The following is a 20,158-nucleotide window of genomic DNA, read 5'->3' on the forward strand; positions in this document are numbered from 1 at the left end:
ATGATAAATTCGAGAATGCTCAAGAATGCGCTGATTTTAGGACTGATCACCGCGATTGGACCATTTGCTATTGATATGTATCTGCCTGCGCTTCCAGCTATTGGTCTGGATTTGGGGGCGGATACTGCCGCTGTGCAAGCAAGTTTGATGACATTTTTCATTGCTTTGGGCGTCGGCCAGCTTATCTATGGCCCAATCTCAGACATTTTTGGCCGCAAGAAACCTTTATATTTTGGCATGTTGTTATTTGCTGTCAGCGGCATTGGTTGTGCACTGGCAACGGATATAAATTGGTTGATTGGTCTGCGGTTTTTCCAAGGTGTTGGCGCGTGTGCGGGCGGCGTGATTGCGCGGGCGGTGGTGCGCGATTTGCACACAGGTGCAGAGGCTGCGCAGCTTATGTCCTTGTTGATGCTCGTATTTTCGATCTCTCCAATTTTGGCGCCACTGGTTGGTTCGGGCATTGTTGCCTTTGGTGATTGGCGGACAATCTTTTGGGTCGTCACAATCGCTGGTATTCTTGGGTTCTTTTTGGTGCTGTTCTTCCTCGAAGAAAGTCACCCACCATCTGCGCGAAGTTCGGGCAATGTTCGTGCAATATTTGCGAGTTATATGCAGGTGTTGAAAGATAGGCATTTCCTGGCGATGACGTTTGTGGGCGCGTTTGGCATGGCGAGTTTTATGGTGTTTTTGGCCAACTCGTCGTTTGTCTTCATCGATCACTATGGCCTGAACCCCACCCAGTATAGTTTTGCATTTTCCATCAATGCGGTTTCATTTTTTGCAGTGTCTCAGCTCAATGGTACTTTGTCTCGGCGGTTTGGGCTGCTGCCGCTCATTCGCTTTGGCGTCATTGGGTTTTCGGCGACGATGATCACAATGTTTGTGGTGATGGCGATTGGGTTCAATGCATGGCCGGTCATGTCGTCATTCTTGTTTGTTGGCTACGGTTTCTTGGGCCTTGTGGTCCCGGTGACAGCTGTGTTGGCGCTGGAAAGCCACGGCAAAAATGCGGGAACTGCATCGGCGATGATGGGCACCCTGCAATTCATGGTTGCTGCAATCGCTATGGCCGTTTCTGGTGCGCTATATGATGGTACCGCACTGCCTATGGTCGCATCAATTGCGGTGAGTGCATTGATTGGCCTGACCATCACAATGTTTAGTTTGCGCCAAAAACGTGAGCCTGCGGCAGCTGAATAGGCGAAAATTGCAGCGAATGCGAAATCGCATTTGACAGTTGATTTTCAAACGGTTCTATTCGAGCCTCATATCGTTTCAGTCTCATCAAAAAATGTTGGATAGTATGTCTGCATATCGTCAGCTCGTTGATCGTTTTAACCAAATTTCTGCAATTCGGGGGGCGTCCGCCATGCTGGGCTGGGATGCGGAAACCATGATGCCAGATGGTGCAGCAGGGGTTCGGGGTGAGCAAATGGCGGCCCTTGCAGGTGTTGCACACGAAAAAATAACCGATATTGCTTTAAGTGACTTGCTGGAAGAAGCCAAAAGCGAGCAGCTTGAAGGTTGGGATGCAGCGAACTTGCGTGAAATGGAACGCAGCTACCAGCACGCCAACGCGTTGCCAAATGATTTGGTGGCAGCACTGACCAAAGCCACTTCGCATTGCACCCATGTTTGGCAAGCCGCACGTCCAAAAGACGATTTTGAATCCTTTGCCAAAGCGTTCGAGCCAGTTCTTAAACTGGTGCGTGAAGCATCTGTTGCCAAATCCGAGGCGCTTGGGTTGGACCCATATGATGCAATGCTCGATGAATATGATCCGGGTATGCGCTCAACCCAAATCGATCAGTATTTTGGTGAACTTCAGTCATTTTTGCCCGACTTCCTAAACGAAGCGCTGGAGCATCAGGGCCAACATCGTCAATTCAAACCTTTAGCAGGTAAAACCCCAACTGCAGCGCAAGAAAAGCTTGGCCGCAGATTTATGACGGCACTGGGGTTTGATTTCAATCACGGTCGGATTGATGTGTCAGCACACCCGTTTTGCGGCGGGGTGCCGGGCGATGTGCGTTTGACCACACGCTACAATGACGATGCGTTCAGCCAAAGCCTATACGGGGTTTTGCACGAAACCGGCCACGCCATGTATGAGCTTGGTTTGCCCGAACAGTGGCGCGGACAGCCAGTAGGGCAGGCGCGTGGTATGTCGATGCATGAAAGCCAATCTTTGTTTCTTGATATGCAATTGTGCCGGACAGACGAATTTTTGAATTATGCTTTGCCCGTGGTTCGAGAAGCTTTCGGCGTTTCTGGCGACACGTGGGAATCAGAAAACTTCAAACGCTCGTTGCTCAAGGTTGAGCGCGGTATGATCCGGGTGGATGCAGATGAAGTGACCTATCCGTTGCACGTGATGCTGCGTTATCGCCTAGAGAAAGCGCTGCTGTCTGGTGATTTGCTGATCAGAGATATGCAAGCTGCGTGGAACGATGAGATGAAGAAGTCCATTGGCGTTGCGCCTGAGGGTGTCGGCAATGGTTGCATGCAGGATATTCATTGGCCAAGTGGCGCAATTGGCTATTTCCCGACTTATACAATCGGCGCAATGATTGCAGCGCAGCTGTTTGATACGTTGAAAACGCAGGTGCCAACATGGGCAGATGATGTGCAAAAAGGCGACTTCAGCTCAGTGTTTGTCTGGTTGCGTGAGAATGTGCACCACAAGGCGTCATTGCACTCAACGCCCGAATTGATCACCCAGGCAACGGGCAAGCCATTGGATGTTGAAATCTTCAAGAAACATTTGCGCGATAGATATTTATCGCAATAATAGACCAATATTTTGAAGCTGTTTGCAGGACCATTTGAATGACTTTCAATACAAGATATTTGAAAATCTTTTTCGGTCTTGGCTCCTTGTTGGCCGTTGCAGCCTGCTCCGACCTGCAACCTGCTGGCACACCCGCGCCGCTGCCACCTGCGCCAACAACGGTTTTTTATACTGGGTATGGTGTTACGCCGACACAGTCGCAAATTGATGCCGTGCGCAATAATTCACAATTCAAGGGAATTGATGGCATAATCGGTCGCCCGGCTGAGCTGAAAAACTATGCGTTGATGGGCATAGACTACGCCCACGCCGCGGGTTTGAAAGGTAGCGGTCAAACGATAGCGGTTGTTGATAATGGTTTTGAGCGAACACATGTGCTGCTGGGTGCCAATGGCCGCACTGTAACTTTCTTTGATAATCCGGACACCGCTACCCACGGAACCGCCGTGGCTTCAGTGGCCGCAGGCAGTCAGGGTACCGCAGCGCCGATGCATGGGGTTGCGCCGCTTGCAAACCTCTTCCTTGCGGACTGGAATGGCGGCATGGCAGGAATTGCCACCAAGTTTTTGGCGGCAAAGGCGGCGGGGGCTATTGTTGTCAATAATTCTTGGGGACCGACCAGCATCTATTCGGGTGAGGAAATCACAACGGACGAAGTGCAAGCATTTATCAATGGCGGTCAAACGCTTGAGCAAGCGCTTCAATCAGCGTCTGGCTGGACAAATTGGGATCAGTTTTTAAGCGCTTCGCGTTCGTTTGGGCAGACAGGCATTGTGGTGGTTGCTGCATCTAACAATCAGGCTGGCAAGTTCAACTATTCAGCGGGGGCCAGCAAATCCGAACTGTTGAGCTCGCTGCCGTTATTGTCCGCTGATCTTGCTGATGCATGGTTGAAGGTCATTAGTTTTCAGTATGATGTTGGACTGAACGGCCAAAATCAAAATATCGTCACCAATCGATATTTGGCGTCAGAACCGTGTGGCGCTATGGCGAAAGAGTGCTTGTCGCTGCCCTCGCAATCTATCGTTGCCCCATATTCGGGGGGCTACCCCACCATTTCGGGGACATCTTTTGGCGCGCCAATGGTCTCGGGTATGATCGCGCTATTGGCAGAAGCATTCCCATCCTTGAGTGCCGTCAACTTAAAAGAGCGCTTGCTGGCCTCGGCTGACAATAGCTATTTTGCGGCGGGCGAGGTTATCGGCACCGAGACGTTTGCCAATGCTTTTGCGCATGATTATTCAGACAAATGGGGACATGGCACCCCCGATGTTGGGGCCGCGCTTCGCCCAATCGGCACCGTTTCGATTGTTAAAGGTGAAAACCTTGCGACGGCCGAACGCATTGGCGTTGAACAATCCGGTTTAGTTCTTTCGACTCCGTTTGGTGGCGAACAGACTGAGAAGTTGCGCAACACCAAAATCGCGGTATTCGATGATCTGAACGGAAACTTTGATATAAAATTGGGTGACTTGGTGGCCGACGCTGATGGGGACGCCATGACGCGCAAAGCGTTTTCTAAGCTGACCAATAGGGAATTGGGGGCTGCCAGTTTAAGCTGGAGTGCATCGGTTGGGTTTGGCAATGCGACCGCTATTGGGGTCGGATTTTCAGACGGGCTGAACGAAAATGCGCCGAATGAAATCGGACAATTTGGATTCGTACGCGGGTTTGACGGTCCTTTGTCGCTAAACGAGCAGCGTTCTCGGCCCGACGTTTTTAAAGACGCATATAGTTTGCTTGGGCTAAACGGCGAAACGGCGATGGCATTTGCCGATCAGCCGATCGGCGGCGAAACTGTGCTGCGTACATTTGGATTTATGTCGAATAGCGTTCTGGATCAAACGGACGTGAATTTTGGCGCTGGTGCTTTGTTATCGCACCAATTCAATGCGGAAACTGAGTTGCGGTTTGGCGCAACCTTGTTCTCTGAGGCGAATAGTTTTGCGGGCATCACAGGTGGCGGTGCCTTTGAAAACGATACGCAAAACCTGTTTCAGTTGGCTGAAGTTGGGTTTAAGCGTTCACTTGGCGAACGCGTGCAATTGTTTGCAAATTACGAATATGCGTGGGCGCTGGACGATGGTTTTGGTGCGCAAGGGATTGTCAGCATGTCTGGCGCGCAACTGTCGGGTTATGAATTTGGCATAACCGCAAGTGATGTGTTGCTTGGCCGCGATACGCTCACCCTTGCTGTTTCTGCGCCGTTGGCATTTTCCGCCGGCACGATGAACATGACGCTGCCGGTGGGCAGAACAGCGAACGGCGATATCTTATACGATGAGTTCGCCACGTCTCTTGGTGTCAACAACCGTCAGATTGACGTTGGTGCAACATATGTATTTGCACCCTCCGATTCATTGTCATATTCGCTTGCAGGGCAATATAGCTTTAATGCTGGGCACTTGGCCGGAAATCGCGATTTTAGGGTGATGGCGGGATTTCAATCGAACTATTAGACGTTGGCGATTGCGCATGCTGTTCTCGATAGAACACGTACAGGCCAGAGCTGAGGATTATTGCGATACCGAGCCAGGTGAGGGCGTCTGGGAAATCGCCAAACACAACATATCCGAGAATAGTCGCGGCAACAATTTCTATATATTGAAACGGCGCTAACACGCTTGCTGGTGCGCGTTTAAACGCTTCGGCGATTAACGTATAGGCGAGCACACCAATCGCGGCGGAGAGGATAAACCATCCCCAATGGGAGGCCTGAGGCCAGCTGAATTGTAAGTCCTCAAGACCGGCAAATGATCCGGCAGATATTGCGATTGCCAGAAAGCCAGTGCCAATCAAAGTTGCCCAGCCTTGGACGGCGATGCCATCTACCTTGCCTTGGAGTTGCTTGGTCACGGTAAAATATCCCGCCATGAAAATTGCGGTAAAAACTGGCATGATGGCGTACATGCCAAAGGACGCGTAATTCGGTCGAATGATGATCAATGCGCCCAAAAGACCCACACAGCAGGCTGTGATGCGCCGCCAGCCGACTTTTTCGCCAAGGAAAATTATCGAAAAGAAAACCAGGATCAACGGTTCAACAAAAAAGATCGCGACGAACGTTGCAACGGGCAGAACACTTAGCCCCAGCATCAAGGTGAGCATTGTCATGCAAATAAACCCGCCCAAAAGTGCAAGAGTTCGCCAATGTTGTATCGGAAATCTCAGCTTCTTTCGCGCACCCAAAATGGCCATGAAGAAGACTGTTTGAACCACAAACCTGAATAGGGCGATGGTGCCTGGTGACAGGAAGGCGGTGAGATATTTTCCAATTGTGTCCATGATTGGCAGCAGCAACGCCATTGAGATCATCATGATCATGCCCAAACGGGGGTTGGCATGCTGTTGGGCAAAGGTGGCTTGTTCACTCATATCGGGCGCTATCCTGGTTTGAAAAACGAACGACCGCGCCCGATACTGGATGACCAGCGTTTACAGGGGTCTGTTCGCGAATTGTGGTTTGTAGGTATTATTGAGGTTAAAATAACTTTGGTCTTGGGGCAAGTGACCTTGATCTTAAAAGCGCTGACCGATGCGCGCAAAGGTCTATGTTGTTGAACTGTTGGCAATGGGTGTTGTTGCAAAAGATGTGATGACAAAACACAATGATGGCAAAAGGTGGAGCCGGAAAGATCTTTGAATTAGATCGCGTGGTTGGCAAAAAAGACTTGCCTTTTTTCGCAATCACGTTCATAGAGTTTTCTACGTTTTCAGCCGTCTTTGGCTAACTTGATGCCTGGCTATGCCAGTTAGAATGGTTTTCCCCCTGATATTTGCGAACGTTACCCCTTTCTTGCATGTTGCAAGAAGGACAATCCGCTAGATGCGAAACGTATCTAGCACACTATAAAATAGGTTTTACCATGGCTAACGGTACAGTTAAATTCTTCAATTCCACTAAGGGCTTCGGCTTTATTTCACCAGACGATGGCGGCAAAGATGCATTCGTGCACATTTCAGCTGTTGAACGTTCAGGTCTCTCAGGTCTCGCTGACGGCCAAAAAGTGTCTTATGACCTTGAAGCTGGTCGCGACGGTCGCGAATCTGCAACAAATCTTGAAGTTTTGGACTAAGTCCATTTCGACTGCGAATTTGAAAAAGGCCACCCTCTGGGTGGCCTTTTTTGTTTGTTGACTAATCAATTTTCAAAGGTGCAGTTGCCAGCACTTCGCCTGTGCTTTTCACTTTATACCGCACCTCGTAATCACCAGCTTCTTCTGGCGCATAGATAAACAACGGGCTGCCTTGCACCGTGCCGGCATTGCCGAGCGGGGTTTCATTTGCACTTGCCCCAACCCCAACAATCTCAATTGTATCTCCTTTGGCCGCAGGCCCTGTCCAACTGACTTCGATGGCATCGCCTGCTTTGGCAACAGCTGGCGCTGATATGCTGGCGCTAGCCGGTTTGAGGACGATTTGCAGGCTCGCCAGTGTTCTGTCAGATGATCCAATGACATAGCGGATTTCAAATGTACCTAGGGCTTTTGGTAACTTGATTTTTGCTGGTGAGCCATTTTGCGTGTAGGCATAGTCGTTGTAGCTACCTTCGTCGGCACCAATTTCGACCACCGTAATGTAGTCACTTTTTGCATTTGGTCCTGTCCAGTTGACCTTAATTTCTCCGCCAGGAATGGCCGGTCCCATCAACTCTAATGTCGCTGACACTTGTGTTGTTGAAATTGGCCGCGACACGAGGGTTCGGTCGCTCGTTGCCAAAACATATCGCAGCTCAAAATTGCCGATTGCATCCGGCGCTGAGATTTTTGCGGGTGAGCCATTTTGCGCATAAGCGTAGTCTTTATAAGTGCCGTCTGGTGCGCCTATTTCGACAATTGTAATGTAATCGCTTTTGTTGGCTGGGCCGGTCCAAATAACCTCAAACTCAGAGCCCGCTGGTACGCTTTCAGGTGCCTCTAGGGTTCCTGAAACGGCCGTGACTTCAATTTTTGTTGAAGCGAGGGTACGTTTTGACGCGCCGATCACATAGCGGACCTCATATTCCCCAAGGCCGTCAGGTGCTTGAATTTTGGCTGGGTTTGCATTTTTCGCATAGGCATAGTCTTTGTACGTGCCTTCTTCAGCACCAACCTCAACAATTGTAATATAGTCGGTTTTATATGCAGGTCCTGTCCAGTCCACTTCAAATTCTGCACCAGCGGCGACCTGAGCAGGTGCTACGACCGAGCCGGTAATAGCCACAACTTCAATATCTGCAGAACCCAGCGTTTTGCGGGTTTGCCCATGCACATAGCGCACTTCATAGGCCCCCAACCCGTCGGGTGCAATAATTTTAGATGGGTTGCCATTTTGTGTGTAGGCGTAATCATTATAGACGCCTTCATCGGCACCTTTTTCGACGATGGTGACATAGTCACTTTTGTCTGCGGGGCCATCCCAAATTACCTCAAATTCAGCGCCTGCTGCCACCTCTGCTGGGGCTTCAACAGTCGCTGTTAGCCTGATGATCTCCAAAGGTATTTCAAAGTTTTGCGATTTGATGTCCGCCACTATTTCGATTGCACCGCCACCCGACGCTTCGGGGCCGGACACGCTGACCGTGAAGTTTCCAGCGTTTAGCTTTCCAGTTGCTTTGCCAAAACCAGAATCGGTCATGACTTCGTTTCCGTCAGGGTCAAGAACACTCCAAGTCAATGAAATGTCGGTGATTTTTGCACCATCTTGGTCCACTGGAACCAGAGTAACCGATGGGACAATCGCCACAACGGTCTGTTTTAGTGCTGCCGAAAGGGCGTCTGCATTGTCCGCAGAAAAATATTGGCCGCCTGTGTTTTCTGCCAAACAAGCGACTTGTGCGCCTTCTTCTTTTGATAGACCAAACCCGACCACGTGGGCGGTGAAGTTGGCGCCTTGCGCCTCAAGCTGTTGACCGAGTTCGCACACATTTGCGCTGCAGGTTTCTAAACCGTCGGTGATCAGCACAACCGTTGCTGTGTCTTCGGTATAGCGAAGTTCTTCTGCAGCCCGTTTCACGGCTGCACTTAGTGGCGTTTTGCCTAAAAACTTCATGCTGTCTGCTTTATCTGCAATGGTGCTGGCCATGCCCAGGGCAGGGGCCACGATAAGTTCAATATCGCCGCAATCGCCTTTCCTGCGGTGGCCATATGCCATGAAACCAAGTTCTGTCGTTTCGGGGACGCTGGCGAGCACGTCGCGCAAAGTGTCTCTTGCAATTTGGAGTTTTGGGACGCCGTCAATTTGCCCCCACATCGAACCAGAACCGTCCAAAACAATCATGGTGCGTTCTTGCGCGGTGGCAATGCCCATAAGGCTTGCGAATGCTATAATTGTTCCGAAAATCAGTGGTCGAATGCGCATAGTGTCCTCCCCAGAACCCGTGAATTGGTTTTCATTAATCTGCTTCAAACCGCGTTTTGCAGCAATAGCGAGAAAAACCATTCTTTTTTAGAGCTAAAGTTGGCACAAGTATTGTGCATTGCTTGATGATTATCAAGGTGATTAAGTGCCATAGGGCAAATGTGTGGAAATTGGTTCCGTTGTTCCTAAGATGCGTCAATCTGACTAGTTATTGCCCCGCTTTGTTTGCTAAATTTGGTTTAGAAAATCAAACCTCAAGGACAGACCGATGAAACTTGAATCCCTCGCGCTTCACCATGGCTATACATCTGAGGCCACCACCAAGGCAGCGGCCGTACCGATTTATCAAACAACGTCATACACTTTTGATGACACCCAGCATGGGGCTGATTTGTTTGACCTTAAGGTTGCAGGCAACATTTACACCCGCATCATGAACCCAACGACTGCTGTGCTCGAGCAACGGGTTGCGGAAATGGAAGGCGGGATTGCCGGGCTTGCTTTGGCATCTGGCATGTCAGCCATTACTTATGCCATTCAAACTATTGCAGAAGCTGGCGACAATATTGTCTCTGTGGCGCAGCTTTATGGCGGCACTTACAATCTATTTTCTCACACTTTCCCGCGCCAAGGCATTGACGTGCGCATGGTTGATGCGGGCTTTGAAGGGATCGAAAAGCTGTTTGATGCGAACACGAAGGCTGTGTTCTGCGAAAGCATCGGCAACCCGGCGGGCAACATCGTTGACATCAAAAAATTGGCAGAAATCGCCCATGCGCATGGCGTGCCACTGATCGTTGATAATACCGTTGCAACCCCCTATTTGTGCCGCCCGTTTGAATTGGGTGCAGACATTGTTGTGCATTCCTTGACCAAATATATTGGCGGTCACGGTACCTCAATCGGCGGCATAATTGTTGATAGCGGTAAGTTTGATTGGGCCGCCAACAAAGAACGTTTCCCAATGTTGAACGAGCCTGATCCATCTTACCACGGTGTTGTTTATACTGAGGCTTTGGGCGAGGCGGCCTTCATTGGCCGTGCACGCGTTGTGCCTTTGCGCAATACTGGGGCTGCGATTTCGCCAATGAATGCGTTCTTGATTTTGCAGGGGCTTGAAACACTCGGGCTTCGCATGGAGCGTCATTGTGAAAACGCGCAAAAAGTTGCTGAATATCTTGAGAGTCACGACAAAATCGCATGGGTGAATTACGCGGGCCTGACGTCGTCGCCTTACCACGAGCTTGCAAAGAAGATTTCGAGCGGCAAAGCGTCTGGCATTTTAAGCTTCGGCATCAAGGGCGACCGCGCAAATGGCGGTAAGTTTATTGATGGTCTGAACATGATCTTGCGGTTGGTCAATATTGGCGATGCGAAGTCTCTGGCTTGCCACCCAGCCTCAACAACCCACCGCCAACTCAGCGCAGACGAATTGAAATCAGCAGGGGTTTCTGAAGACCTCGTGCGGATTTCAGTCGGCATCGAGCATGTTGACGATATTATTGCTGATATTGAGCAGGCGTTGGCTGCGGTTTAGTGTATTGATCTGCGGGTCGCGCAATCAGCGCGGCCCGAATTTGAGATGAAAGAAACACTGTGTCAGACAAACTCGTCTATCTAAACGGGCATATGGATGTGCCAGCGGATCGTATTGCTAAGGTTGAGGCCGCGTTGCCGTTGCATATCGAACTCACGCGTGGCGAGCCAGGCTGTGTATCGTTTGATGTGGTGCCATCCACTCAAATTGAGGGGCGGTTTAAAGTGGCGGAATTGTTTGTCGACCAAGCCGCTTTTGATGCGCACCAGAAGCGCACCAAGGCGTCCGAATGGTTTCGGGTAACTGAAGGTATTCCGCGGGAATTTGAAATTCGGGTCGGCGAATAGCTACAACCGCTAGCGTTTGCTTGCAACAGGTTGAATTGGTTCAGATTTGATCAGACAGAGGTAACGGCAGATTTTTTCCTTGCAATTTACCGAACCGTACGGTACGGTTCCGTAATGTTTGCTTTACCATTGGAGATTTGAATTGGCTCAAGCCGTGCGATTAGGCGATGAAGAATTGACCGCCCGTCAGCAAGATGTGCTCGATATTGCGCTATCACTGTTGGTTGAGGTTGGTGACAAGCTGACCATGACGGGGGTGGCCCGGCGCGCGCGTTGTTCCAAAGAATCTCTATATAAATGGTTTGGTGATCGGGATGGTTTGCTGACAGCGATTGTGCAGTGGCAAGCCGCCAAAGTTCGGTCGGTGCCTGTGGGACCGCAACGGATGTCGAAAGAGACATTGCAGTCTCATTTGGAACAGTTTGCCTTTGATTGGCTCAAGGTTATTTCTGGCGATATTTCTGTTGCCTTGAACCGTTTGGCGATCACCCATGCGGGACCGCTGAGCAATCTGGGTACAACGGTTTTAATGAATGGTCGGTTTGCTGTTGGTCAACGCATGAAACCGTTGCTCAAAGCTGGGCGCGGGGCCGGGCTTTTACATTTCACAGATGAAGAAGAAGCTTTTCGCACATTTTTTGGTTTGGTGATCAAAGATGTGCAAATCCGACTACTGCTTGGCGAAGAACTGGTGTTAAGCGAAGTTGATGTGGTGCGTGACGCCAAGCGGGCAGTTGCGCAATTTGTGACGCTTTACGGCGTTCGATAAAACAAGGTGGGAACAATCTCACCCGAATAAAAATATAAGAGGGATGACACAATGCGTGTTTATTACGATCAAGACGCTGATCTAAATCTGATCAAAGCGAAGAAAGTAGCCATTATTGGTTATGGTAGCCAAGGCCGCGCGCATGCGTTGAACCTTAAAGATTCTGGTGCAACAAATTTGGTTGTTGCCCTGCGTGAAGGTTCTGCAACAGCGAAAAAAGTTGAAGCTGACGGCCTTAAAGTGATGAGCGTTGCTGACGCTGCGGCTTGGGCTGACGTGATGATGATGGCAACGCCTGACGAGTTGCAAGCCGACATTTATAACAATGAAATCGCACCGAACATTCGCGATGGTGCTGCAATTGCATTTGCGCACGGTTTGAACGTTCACTACGGTTTGATTGAGCCAAAAGACAGTATCGACGTGATCATGGTTGCCCCAAAAGGCCCGGGCCACACAGTGCGTGGCGAATATCAAAAAGGTGGCGGTGTGCCGTGCCTAATCGCGATCCATCATGATGCGACTGGTAATGCGAAAGACATCGGCTTGGCTTATGCATCAGGCGTTGGTGGCGGCCGTTCAGGCATCATTGAAACAACCTTTAAAGAAGAGTGCGAAACTGATTTGTTCGGTGAGCAAGCTGTTCTTTGTGGCGGTGTTGTTGAATTGATCCGCGCTGGTTTTGAAACATTGGTTGAAGCTGGCTACGCACCAGAAATGGCCTATTTCGAGTGCTTGCATGAAGTGAAACTTATTGTTGACTTGATCTATCAAGGCGGCATTGCCAACATGAACTACTCGATTTCAAACACCGCTGAGTGGGGCGAGTATGTTTCTGGTCCACGCATCATCACGTCAGAAACAAAAGCTGAAATGAAGCGTGTTTTGGATGACATTCAGTCAGGTAAATTTACCTCAGAGTGGATGCAAGAATATCGGGCAGGTGCAGCGAAGTTTAAAGCGACACGTCGCAATAATGACGCGCACCAAATCGAAGAAGTTGGTAAAAAACTTCGCGATATGATGCCTTGGATTAAAGCTGGTGCTCTTGTTGATAAAGACAAGAACTAGGGGTCAGGCCCAAGCTTTTAGATGAATAAACCCTAGCTCTCCCAGAGCTACACTTGAGGGGTGCTTTTTAGCACCCCTTTTTTTATCGCAAAATCCGGGCACTAATTTCAGGGGCTAATCGGTGGATGATGCGCAGAAGTTTTGCCTTGCCGATCCATATTTCGTTTTGTTGCTTGCCAATTCCTTTGAGGATCTCACTTGCAGCCTGGAGTGGTGAAATTTTACCAGTGCCGCGTCCCTGTGTCATTTCCGTATCAACCAATGACATGATCACTTCAATAATTTTGGCAGATGAGGTCTTGTTCTCACACTGGTAGCGCAATGCTTTCGAAAAAGCGCTGAGCGCAGTTTTTGTCGCACTATAGGTCGGAGCATCTGCTTTTGGGGACAATGCAAGTCCAGAGCTGATGTTGACAATTGCTCCGTTTGCCCGCTCGATTGGTTCCAGCAATGCATGACTGAGGATAATGGGCGTTGTTAAGTTCAGAGCAACTTCACACAATGAGTTATCGCAATTGCGTTGCCATTCTTCGAATTCAAAAAAATCCATTTCTGTTTGGCTGGCAGCATTGTTGATTAGCATATCCAGTTTGGGATATTCGCTTTTCAATTGTTCAACCAAGGCCATGACAGCGTTTAGATCACTTAGATCACAGTTTTGCCCGGTAATATTGTCTTTCCATGGCGCCTTCGTTTCAAAAAATTGTTCCGTATTTCGTCCGATAATCAGGACTTTGAACCCCTGTTCGCTGAGTAGTTTCGCTAATTGCTCGCCGATTCCACGAGTGCCGCCGGTAATGATTGCTGTCTTTGATTGAGCCGCATGCATTGGAGTGCCTGTTGATTGGTTTTTGATATCTGCTAAAATACGAGTTAACACTCACATTACAACTCGCGTTTATGACAACACAAACAATGCAAACAAAACCTAGGAAACTGCCTGTTCAGCGACGTTCAAAAGATGTTGTTGAGGCAATTCTGCTCGCGGCGGGTCGCGTTTTGGTCGAACAGGGTTACGCGTCTTTCAACACAAATCGCGTTGCTGAAGTGGCGGGGGTGAGTATCGGGTCGCTCTATCAGTATTTCCCGTCTAAAGAATCTATTCTGATGTCCATAATTGAACAAAAGCGCGAAAAACTGCTCGCCAACATGAAAAATGCAGCGGCACAATGTGTTGGCCGTGACTTACAAGGCTCCCTTGAGTTGCTTGTTGTTGTTGCGATAGAAAGCAAAGGAAGCTGGCCGCGTTTGGCAAGAGTGTTGGCACTAGCTGAGCATGACTTACCGATTGCGCAAGCCGGGTTGGATCTGAAATCGGCGATTGCAAACACGATTTCTATTGTTCTGTCGGAGCACGATATCGACCACCCTGAAACGGCTGCTCGTGATATCATGTATCTCGCAGATGCACTTATTCATGCGGCATACACATCGCGGCCAACAGACTTAAAAATATTGCGCATGAACATTCTAAATGCCGTGAAAGGATATTTGCGCATCTTTTAAACACAGCATTTCTTCCAAAAACTACGCCATTGGCACCATAAATGGTTTCAAAAACTGCCGATCATATCGGCGGATGCATTTTGTGTCTTTGGCGTATTGGAACGCGGCAATGCATTCTGGATCCTGTGCAATATCTGCGCGGTATTCTTCGTATTTTGCCAGTGAGTCGAAAGAAAACAGGGCGAGTGCAAGATCATTTGCGCTCTCGTGCGGCATAAAATAGCCATGGTGAAAGCCGCCATGCTTTTTGACCAGTGGCACCCATAGTTTTGCATAGTGCTCAAACTCAGCCAGTTTGTCCGGTTCGATTTCATATTGCACGTAACATGTGATCATATTTTTCTCCGGTATCGTTTTTCATGGCTTGAGAAGTACATGAATACCGGAAATGGTCGAATCAATGCTATTGATGCCAGCAGTGAATTTTGTGCCAAGCGTTGGAGCTTGTCACAGCTTGTATCATCGGAGGAAATCGATGGAACTGCCATACACAATTTTGGATGTCTTTACCAAAAACCGTCTGAGCGGCAATCCGCTTGCGGTTGTTTTTGACTCAGATCATTTGTTTGATGGGCGGATGCAGGAAATTGCCAAGGAGTTTAACCTTAGCGAGACTGTCTTTGTTCAATCGCCAAAAAATGAACGTCACGTAGCGACTTTGCGCATATTCACGCCGTCGGCCGAATTGCCATTTGCCGGTCACCCAACCGTTGGAACGGCAGTATTATTGGCGCTAAAACAACGTATTACGGCCGTGCGCTTGGAAGAGCAGGTGGGAACCATCGTGGCGATTACGGAGCGCACGAGCAAAGTGAGCGGGCATGCGCGTTTTAGTTTGCCGCAATTGCCTGAGCGGATTGGGGATGCACCTGCGCCTGAAGCCATCGCAACCGCCTTGGGGCTGCAAGCCGATGATATTGGTGTGGCAGGTTTAGAGCCCGCGATATACAGCGCTGGCGTGCCGTTTGTGCTTGTGCCAGTAAAAGACGAGCAGACACTTGCGTCAATCAAGTTGGAACGGCGTGGCTGGCGTTCGGTTTTCAATGGTGCCAGTCAAAAAGTTTATGCCTTTACGTTGGCACAAAATGATCGCAATGCACTGATCGCTGCCCGTGCTTTTGTCTATCAGGACGATTTGAAAGAAGACCCCGCAACGGGTTCGGCAGCTGCTGCACTGTGTGGTTTGCTGTCTGAGCATTATTTTGAAACGGATGGGTTAACTGATTTTATTGTCACACAGGGCAAGGAAATGGGCCGACCCAGTTTCATTGAGGCGCAGGTGAAGCGGGAAAATGGGTTGTTGACCCATGCTGGCATTGGTGGGCACGCCATAATTGTCGCAGAAGGAAAACTGTATGTTGATGACGAGTAGCAGATGAAAGCGCACCATCTTGCGCTGAGGGGATTGCTCGCATAATCTCACGCTTAAACGGGGGGAAGAGAGCATGGAATATTTTTCAAAAATCTTGCTGATGGTGCATTTATTTTCGATGGCTATTGGAATTGGTATTGGCATAGCCGCAGCGGTTGCATCGGCGCAGATAAGCGATGTCAAAACCGAGGCGGGTAAAGCTATATTGGGGTTTATGAAGAAGCTGCAGCTTTTGGGTAAAGTGGCCATAATTTTGCTCTGGGTTACCGGCATTTCAATGCTGTGGATTTCTTATCCGGCACCATTGGAATTGGGCCTTTCCTTCTTCACAAAAATCACCGCAGTTGTGGTGTTGACCGTTTCAATATTTGCCGCAGGACGGCTTGGCCCGGCAATCGCTGCGGGCGACGTCGCGGCGCGGGCGCAAGCGAAACGGTTGGGCATGCTCAATGGTGCAATGGCCACGTTGGCCCTTATTTTGGCGGTGCTTACATTTTCGAAATAGATGGTGCAAAGCGCAAGTTTTTTCGACATTTGGACGGCTGGGGTAAATTAAGGCGTTTGCAGTGTTAAAAAAATTTGCTATGCGTTGAAGGCATTGATTTTCTTGATGGGTGCTTTGGAGTAATTGTTGCATGATCCGCGACGCGTTTGAAATTGAAGGTCAAAAAAATGCTCGGCATGACGCCGCTGCACTTGATCTTGCGCGCGCCAGCCAAAATCTCCTTCTCGACCTCCTCCTTATCAGCCCCTGAGTACTGGCAGTTCTCGTAAAAGAGAGCGGGTGTTTAGGGGATTAAAACAAAAGCCGTATGAAAATTGAATTTTTCCGGCCCGAATTGTTTGATCTGGGGTCGGCCACATTAGGACTAAATCATGAGCGATAATTCACAATCCACCACAGACCGCGTATTTATTTTTGACACGACATTGCGCGACGGCGAGCAAGCGCCCGGCGCAACAATGACGTTCGAAGAAAAGCTTCAAGTCGCTGAATTACTTGATAATATGGGTGTCGATATTATCGAAGCTGGTTTTCCCATTGCTTCAAATGGCGACTTTGAGGCGGTGGCAGAAATTGCACGTCGGTCAAAAAACGCGGTCATTGCCGGGTTGGCACGGGCTATTCCTGCCGATATTGAACGTGCAGGTGCCGCCGTGCGTTCCGCTGCCAGAGGACGAATTCACACCTTCGTTTCCACCTCGCCACTTCACTTGAAATTTCAAATGAACAAGACCCAGGAAGAGGTTTTAGAACTTGTCACGCAATCTGTGACACAGGCAAGAAACTTGATCGACGACGTTGAATGGTCTGGCATGGATGCCACACGGACGCCGGTCGACTATTTGGCTAGGTGTGTGGAGGCCGCCATAAACGCTGGGGCAACCACCATCAATATCCCTGATACTGTTGGGTATTCAGTGCCTGAAGAATATTATGCGATGATCAAAGCATTGATTGAAACGGTGCCAAATTCCGACAAAGCAATCTTTTCGACCCATTGTCACAATGATTTGGGCATGGCCGTGGCGAACTCCATTGCGGGTGTGCAAGCGGGTGCGCGTCAGGTTGAGTGCACCATCAACGGTTTGGGCGAACGGGCTGGCAACGCCGCCCTTGAAGAAATTGTGATGGCGTTGAAAACCCGTGGCGATGCGTTTCCATTTCACACCGAAATTGATGCAACACATTTGGCGCGCGCCTCAAAAATCGTGGCGGCGGCGTGCAATACGCCCGTGCAGTTTAACAAAGCAATCGTGGGCAAAAACGCCTTTGCGCATGAAAGTGGCATTCATCAAGATGGCATGTTGAAAAACGCAGAAACGTTCGAGATTATGACCCCAGCAAGCGTTGGGATTAAAGAAACGTCACTGGTTATGGGCAAGCATTCGGGCCGCGCTGCGTTTAAGGACAAGTTGAAAGACCTTGGCTATGAGTTGGGTGACAACGCATTTCAAGAGGCGTTCGTTCGGTTTAAGGATTTGGCCGACCGTAAGAAAACCGTTTATGACGATGATCTTGTCGCTTTGGTTGATGATGAGATGGGTTCAATCGAGGACAAAATCAAGCTTGTCGCGATGAGCGTTTCATCCACTATCGGGGGCGATCATGTGTGCGACTTAACGGTGTCAGTTGAGGGTGAAGAGAAATCAGTGCACATTTCGGGCAGCGGTTCTGTGGATGCAATTTTTAACGCGATCAAAGAGGCTGTTGGTGCCAATCCACATCTTGTCCATTACGGTGTTGACGCTGTAACGGGTGGAACTGACGCACAGGCGAACGCGCATGTTCGACTTGAAATGAATGGGCGAATTGCTTCTGGTCGTACTGCAGAACCCGATACGCTGGTGGCTTCAGCGCGCGCCTACTTGAATGCCTACAACCGTTTATTGGTGGACCGTGGTGCGTCTGCACAGGGCGCAATGGCAGGTTAGTCGGCTATGTTCATTGTAATTTCTGGCGCGTCCCACAGGGCGCGCCTTTTTGATTGATGCCAATGTTGAATTGTGTGAGTGGCTAAACTGATGCTCCGGCTTGGGCCGCACTGGCCAGCGACACATAAGGTGCTATGGCCCGACCTGACGTTACAATTGAGCATTGAATTTGCGGGATTGCGCCAACACAGCCTTGACATTTGTTAAGCTGTGACGAATTTTGGCGTACGCAAAGTTTGTGTTTCGTTTGAGTTGGGACGGCGATTGTCTGAGAAAATTGAGAAAGCTATTGTTGCTGACGATCACCCCATTTTCTGTCGGGGGCTGCGCCGGATCGTTCAGAAGATTACGGGATGCACCGTGTTGGAGGCTGCTAACAAAGAGGAATTGTTGGTACTTGCGTCAAGTGAAACAGAACCCGACCTAATGCTGCTGGATTTTATCTTTCCCGGTTTTAACGGTGTCGCTTCGATTGCTGAAATGCGCCTCCGATTTCCGCGCACCATAATCATTATTGTTTCCATGTCTGATGATCAAAATCTGGTCTCTGAGATCATGAAGACGGGCGTTAACGGCTTTATATCCAAGTCGGTGCCAGCAAGCGATTTAGAAGATTCAGTCCGATCTATTTTGGAAGGCGATGTGATTGCGAGGACCGCTGTGTCTGAAATCAATGTCGACCCCGATGGTGGCCATTCGGCCAATTTGCCAAAGCGGCAGTTGGATGTGCTGTTGGGCATGGCAAAAGGGCAAAGCAATAAGGAGATTGCACGAGAGCTGGGCATTTCTCCTTACACGGTGCGCGATCATGTTTCAGCGGTTTTTCGAGCGCTGGATGTGAATAATCGCAGTGCCGCAATTTCGGCTGCGGTGGACGCTGGCATTATCTAAGGTTTGCGGCCGCCATCGTTAAAAGCACGGACCGCAGCTCCGCAGAATGTACTGGTTTGTGCAAAAACCAAAACCCGTTATTCTTCGCTATCTTTTCGGCTTCTTCATCAAGTGCTCCACTGATAATCAGGGTGGGAATATCTTGGTTTTTCATTTCGGCCAATTTTTGTGCAACCAGAATGCCATCTTCGCTGCCGTTCAGCTGAAGGTCAGTGATCAGCATTGAGAAAGACGTTGTGGTGCTCGCCAAGTTGCTCGCGTCAAGCTGAACGACATCATATCCCCACTTGCTGAGCAGTGTATGGGTGCTGCGCGCGACATGGGTATTATCGTCCAGTATGGCAACTGTCGGCAAATTTGTGTTTTCTATGGCGCTATTTGCAATGACCATTTCTTGGATTTTAGGGGCGGAAATGTGCGTGATATTTCGAACGCTAACATGTGTTCCGCGCCCTAGCTCAGACAAAAACTCAATGTGTAGTCCCAACAATTTTGCGGTTCTGGATACTATTGAAAGGCCAAGACCCATGCCTTCAATGTGTTTGGTGTGCAAGTTCTCGACGCGGACAAACTCTTGAAAAATCTCGTCTTGTTTTTCTAGGGCCACACCGCTGCCTTGATCCAGAACATGAATGGATAATGTAGGGCCAGTTCGTCGTACTCCCATGAGTATTTTGCGGCCGGGCGCGTACTTTATGGCGTTCGACAACAGGTTTTGCACAATTGAGGCGAGCAATGCCCTATCAGTTTGTACCCACAAACCAGAATGCACGAGCGCAATTGAACACTCGTTTTGTGTGGCTTGCTCTTGATATTGTCTAAGCGTTTGGGCAAGCAGGTCGGCTATGGGAAACGTCGATGGCCTGACGCTTATGGTGCCTTGATCAAGTGCAGTGATGCCCAGCAGCGATTTAAAAAGATTGGCCAAGCTATCAAGTGCGCTATCGACATTGTCCAGAATTTCGATGTTTTCCGGCTTGGTTTCTTCTTCGCGTAGGCAAGATGTCAACAGCCCAATAGCGTGAATTGGCTGCCTCAATTCGTGATTTGCCTGCGCTAGGAACAAGCTCTTGGCCCGATTAGCCTTTTCGGCTTC

General features: G+C 49.5%; 18 protein-coding genes. 13 read left to right on the plus strand and 5 right to left on the minus strand.

The features are described from left to right. Positions 1-3: 3 nt before the first annotated feature. The 3 genes from ACJAZW_RS08715 to ACJAZW_RS08725 all read left to right on the plus strand — a co-directional run bounded on the left by ACJAZW_RS08715 (position 4) and on the right by ACJAZW_RS08725 (position 5,253). Positions 4-1,203, plus strand: coding sequence for a multidrug effflux MFS transporter (locus tag ACJAZW_RS08715; RefSeq protein ID WP_415157159.1), 1,200 nt, complete (start codon positions 4-6; stop codon positions 1,201-1,203). 103 nt (positions 1,204-1,306) lie between these two features. Continuing rightward, entirely contained in the window at positions 1,307-2,794 is a 1,488-nt protein-coding gene (locus ACJAZW_RS08720) for a carboxypeptidase M32 (RefSeq protein WP_415157124.1), read from the plus strand. 38 nt (positions 2,795-2,832) lie between these two features. Then, positions 2,833-5,253, plus strand: a complete 2,421-nt coding sequence (locus ACJAZW_RS08725) for a S8 family serine peptidase (protein WP_415157126.1) — start codon at positions 2,833-2,835, stop codon at positions 5,251-5,253. Here the strand turns inward: ACJAZW_RS08725 and ACJAZW_RS08730 are convergent. Next, positions 5,219-6,169: a DMT family transporter gene (locus ACJAZW_RS08730; protein WP_415157128.1), complete on the minus strand. Its 951-nt coding sequence runs from the start codon at positions 6,167-6,169 to the stop codon at positions 5,219-5,221. The two genes, ACJAZW_RS08725 and ACJAZW_RS08730, sit on opposite strands and share 35 nt — an antisense overlap. A 491-nt stretch (positions 6,170-6,660) precedes the next feature. On the opposite strand from ACJAZW_RS08730, the gene ACJAZW_RS08735 reads away from it, so the two are divergent. Further along, positions 6,661-6,870: a cold-shock protein gene (locus ACJAZW_RS08735; RefSeq protein ID WP_415157130.1), complete on the plus strand. Its 210-nt coding sequence runs from the start codon at positions 6,661-6,663 to the stop codon at positions 6,868-6,870. Between the two features lie 61 nt (positions 6,871-6,931). Here the strand turns inward: ACJAZW_RS08735 and ACJAZW_RS08740 are convergent, their stop codons facing one another. Beyond that, positions 6,932-9,133, minus strand: a complete 2,202-nt coding sequence (locus ACJAZW_RS08740) for a vWA domain-containing protein (RefSeq protein WP_415157132.1) — start codon at positions 9,131-9,133, stop codon at positions 6,932-6,934. A gap of 268 nt (positions 9,134-9,401) precedes the next feature. Here ACJAZW_RS08740 and ACJAZW_RS08745 point away from each other — a divergent pair, with 268 nt between their 5' ends. The 4 genes from ACJAZW_RS08745 (at position 9,402) to ilvC (ending at position 12,857) form a co-directional block, all read left to right on the plus strand. After that, positions 9,402-10,670 (plus strand): O-acetylhomoserine aminocarboxypropyltransferase/cysteine synthase family protein, encoded by a 1,269-nt coding sequence (locus ACJAZW_RS08745; protein WP_415157134.1) that lies wholly within the window; start codon positions 9,402-9,404, stop codon positions 10,668-10,670. A 59-nt stretch (positions 10,671-10,729) separates the two neighbouring features. Continuing rightward, entirely contained in the window at positions 10,730-11,017 is a 288-nt protein-coding gene (locus tag ACJAZW_RS08750; RefSeq protein WP_415157136.1) for a putative quinol monooxygenase, read from the plus strand. A 142-nt stretch (positions 11,018-11,159) separates the two neighbouring features. Beyond that, positions 11,160-11,786 (plus strand): TetR/AcrR family transcriptional regulator, encoded by a 627-nt coding sequence (locus tag ACJAZW_RS08755; RefSeq protein ID WP_415157138.1) that lies wholly within the window; start codon positions 11,160-11,162, stop codon positions 11,784-11,786. Between the two features lie 51 nt (positions 11,787-11,837). Then, complete coding sequence (gene ilvC, locus ACJAZW_RS08760; protein ID WP_415157140.1) at positions 11,838-12,857, plus strand: ketol-acid reductoisomerase; 1,020 nt, start codon at positions 11,838-11,840, stop codon at positions 12,855-12,857. A gap of 82 nt (positions 12,858-12,939) precedes the next feature. Here the strand turns inward: ilvC and ACJAZW_RS08765 are convergent, their stop codons facing one another. Further along, positions 12,940-13,737 carry an SDR family oxidoreductase gene (locus ACJAZW_RS08765; RefSeq protein WP_415157141.1) on the minus strand — a complete coding sequence of 266 codons (798 nt, stop codon included), beginning with the start codon at positions 13,735-13,737 and terminating at the stop codon, positions 12,940-12,942. A 35-nt stretch (positions 13,738-13,772) separates the two neighbouring features. Here ACJAZW_RS08765 and ACJAZW_RS08770 point away from each other — a divergent pair, with 35 nt between their 5' ends. Continuing rightward, positions 13,773-14,363: a TetR/AcrR family transcriptional regulator gene (locus ACJAZW_RS08770; protein WP_415157143.1), complete on the plus strand. Its 591-nt coding sequence runs from the start codon at positions 13,773-13,775 to the stop codon at positions 14,361-14,363. Positions 14,364-14,384: 21 nt separating this feature from the next. Here ACJAZW_RS08770 and ACJAZW_RS08775 read toward each other — a convergent pair whose 3' ends face one another. Further along, positions 14,385-14,699: an NIPSNAP family protein gene (locus ACJAZW_RS08775; RefSeq protein ID WP_415157145.1), complete on the minus strand. Its 315-nt coding sequence runs from the start codon at positions 14,697-14,699 to the stop codon at positions 14,385-14,387. Positions 14,700-14,838: 139 nt separating this feature from the next. Between ACJAZW_RS08775 and ACJAZW_RS08780 the strand changes: the two genes are divergently transcribed. The 4 genes from ACJAZW_RS08780 (at position 14,839) to ACJAZW_RS08795 (ending at position 19,062) form a co-directional block, all read left to right on the plus strand. Next, entirely contained in the window at positions 14,839-15,735 is an 897-nt protein-coding gene (locus ACJAZW_RS08780; protein ID WP_415157147.1) for a PhzF family phenazine biosynthesis protein, read from the plus strand. A gap of 73 nt (positions 15,736-15,808) precedes the next feature. Further along, a complete protein-coding gene (locus ACJAZW_RS08785; protein WP_415157149.1) occupies positions 15,809-16,240 on the plus strand; it encodes a hypothetical protein in 432 nt (143 codons plus the stop codon). Between the two features lie 371 nt (positions 16,241-16,611). Continuing rightward, on the plus strand, positions 16,612-18,171 hold the full coding sequence (locus ACJAZW_RS08790; RefSeq protein WP_415157151.1) for a 2-isopropylmalate synthase: 1,560 nt from the start codon (positions 16,612-16,614) through the stop codon (positions 18,169-18,171). Positions 18,172-18,435: 264 nt separating this feature from the next. Next, complete coding sequence (locus ACJAZW_RS08795; RefSeq protein WP_415157153.1) at positions 18,436-19,062, plus strand: response regulator; 627 nt, start codon at positions 18,436-18,438, stop codon at positions 19,060-19,062. On the opposite strand, the gene ACJAZW_RS08800 is transcribed toward ACJAZW_RS08795, so the two are convergent. Further along, a partial coding sequence (locus ACJAZW_RS08800; RefSeq protein ID WP_415157155.1) for a hybrid sensor histidine kinase/response regulator occupies positions 19,055-20,158 on the minus strand: 1,104 nt, incomplete at its 5' end. The two genes, ACJAZW_RS08795 and ACJAZW_RS08800, sit on opposite strands and share 8 nt — an antisense overlap.

The sequence above is a fragment of the Maritalea sp. genome, assembly GCF_047634455.1.
Taxonomy (GTDB): domain Bacteria; phylum Pseudomonadota; class Alphaproteobacteria; order Rhizobiales; family Devosiaceae; genus Maritalea.

Bases quoted from the DNA above. Each gene is read 5' to 3' on its own strand.
- ACJAZW_RS08725 (WP_415157126.1), top strand. From the start codon at position 2,833: ATGACTTTCAATACAAGATATTTGAAAATCTTTTTCGGTCTTGGCTCC.
- ACJAZW_RS08745 (WP_415157134.1), top strand. From the start codon at position 9,402: ATGAAACTTGAATCCCTCGCGCTTCACCATGGCTATACATCTGAGGCC.
- ACJAZW_RS08720 (WP_415157124.1), top strand. From the start codon at position 1,307: ATGTCTGCATATCGTCAGCTCGTTGATCGTTTTAACCAAATTTCTGCA.
- ACJAZW_RS08785 (WP_415157149.1), top strand. From the start codon at position 15,809: ATGGAATATTTTTCAAAAATCTTGCTGATGGTGCATTTATTTTCGATG.
- ACJAZW_RS08780 (WP_415157147.1), top strand. From the start codon at position 14,839: ATGGAACTGCCATACACAATTTTGGATGTCTTTACCAAAAACCGTCTG.
- ACJAZW_RS08770 (WP_415157143.1), top strand. From the start codon at position 13,773: ATGCAAACAAAACCTAGGAAACTGCCTGTTCAGCGACGTTCAAAAGAT.
- ilvC (WP_415157140.1), top strand. From the start codon at position 11,838: ATGCGTGTTTATTACGATCAAGACGCTGATCTAAATCTGATCAAAGCG.
- ACJAZW_RS08735 (WP_415157130.1), top strand. From the start codon at position 6,661: ATGGCTAACGGTACAGTTAAATTCTTCAATTCCACTAAGGGCTTCGGC.
- ACJAZW_RS08775 (WP_415157145.1), bottom strand. From the start codon at position 14,699: ATGATCACATGTTACGTGCAATATGAAATCGAACCGGACAAACTGGCT.
- ACJAZW_RS08790 (WP_415157151.1), top strand. From the start codon at position 16,612: ATGAGCGATAATTCACAATCCACCACAGACCGCGTATTTATTTTTGAC.
- ACJAZW_RS08730 (WP_415157128.1), bottom strand. From the start codon at position 6,169: ATGAGTGAACAAGCCACCTTTGCCCAACAGCATGCCAACCCCCGTTTG.
- ACJAZW_RS08740 (WP_415157132.1), bottom strand. From the start codon at position 9,133: ATGCGCATTCGACCACTGATTTTCGGAACAATTATAGCATTCGCAAGC.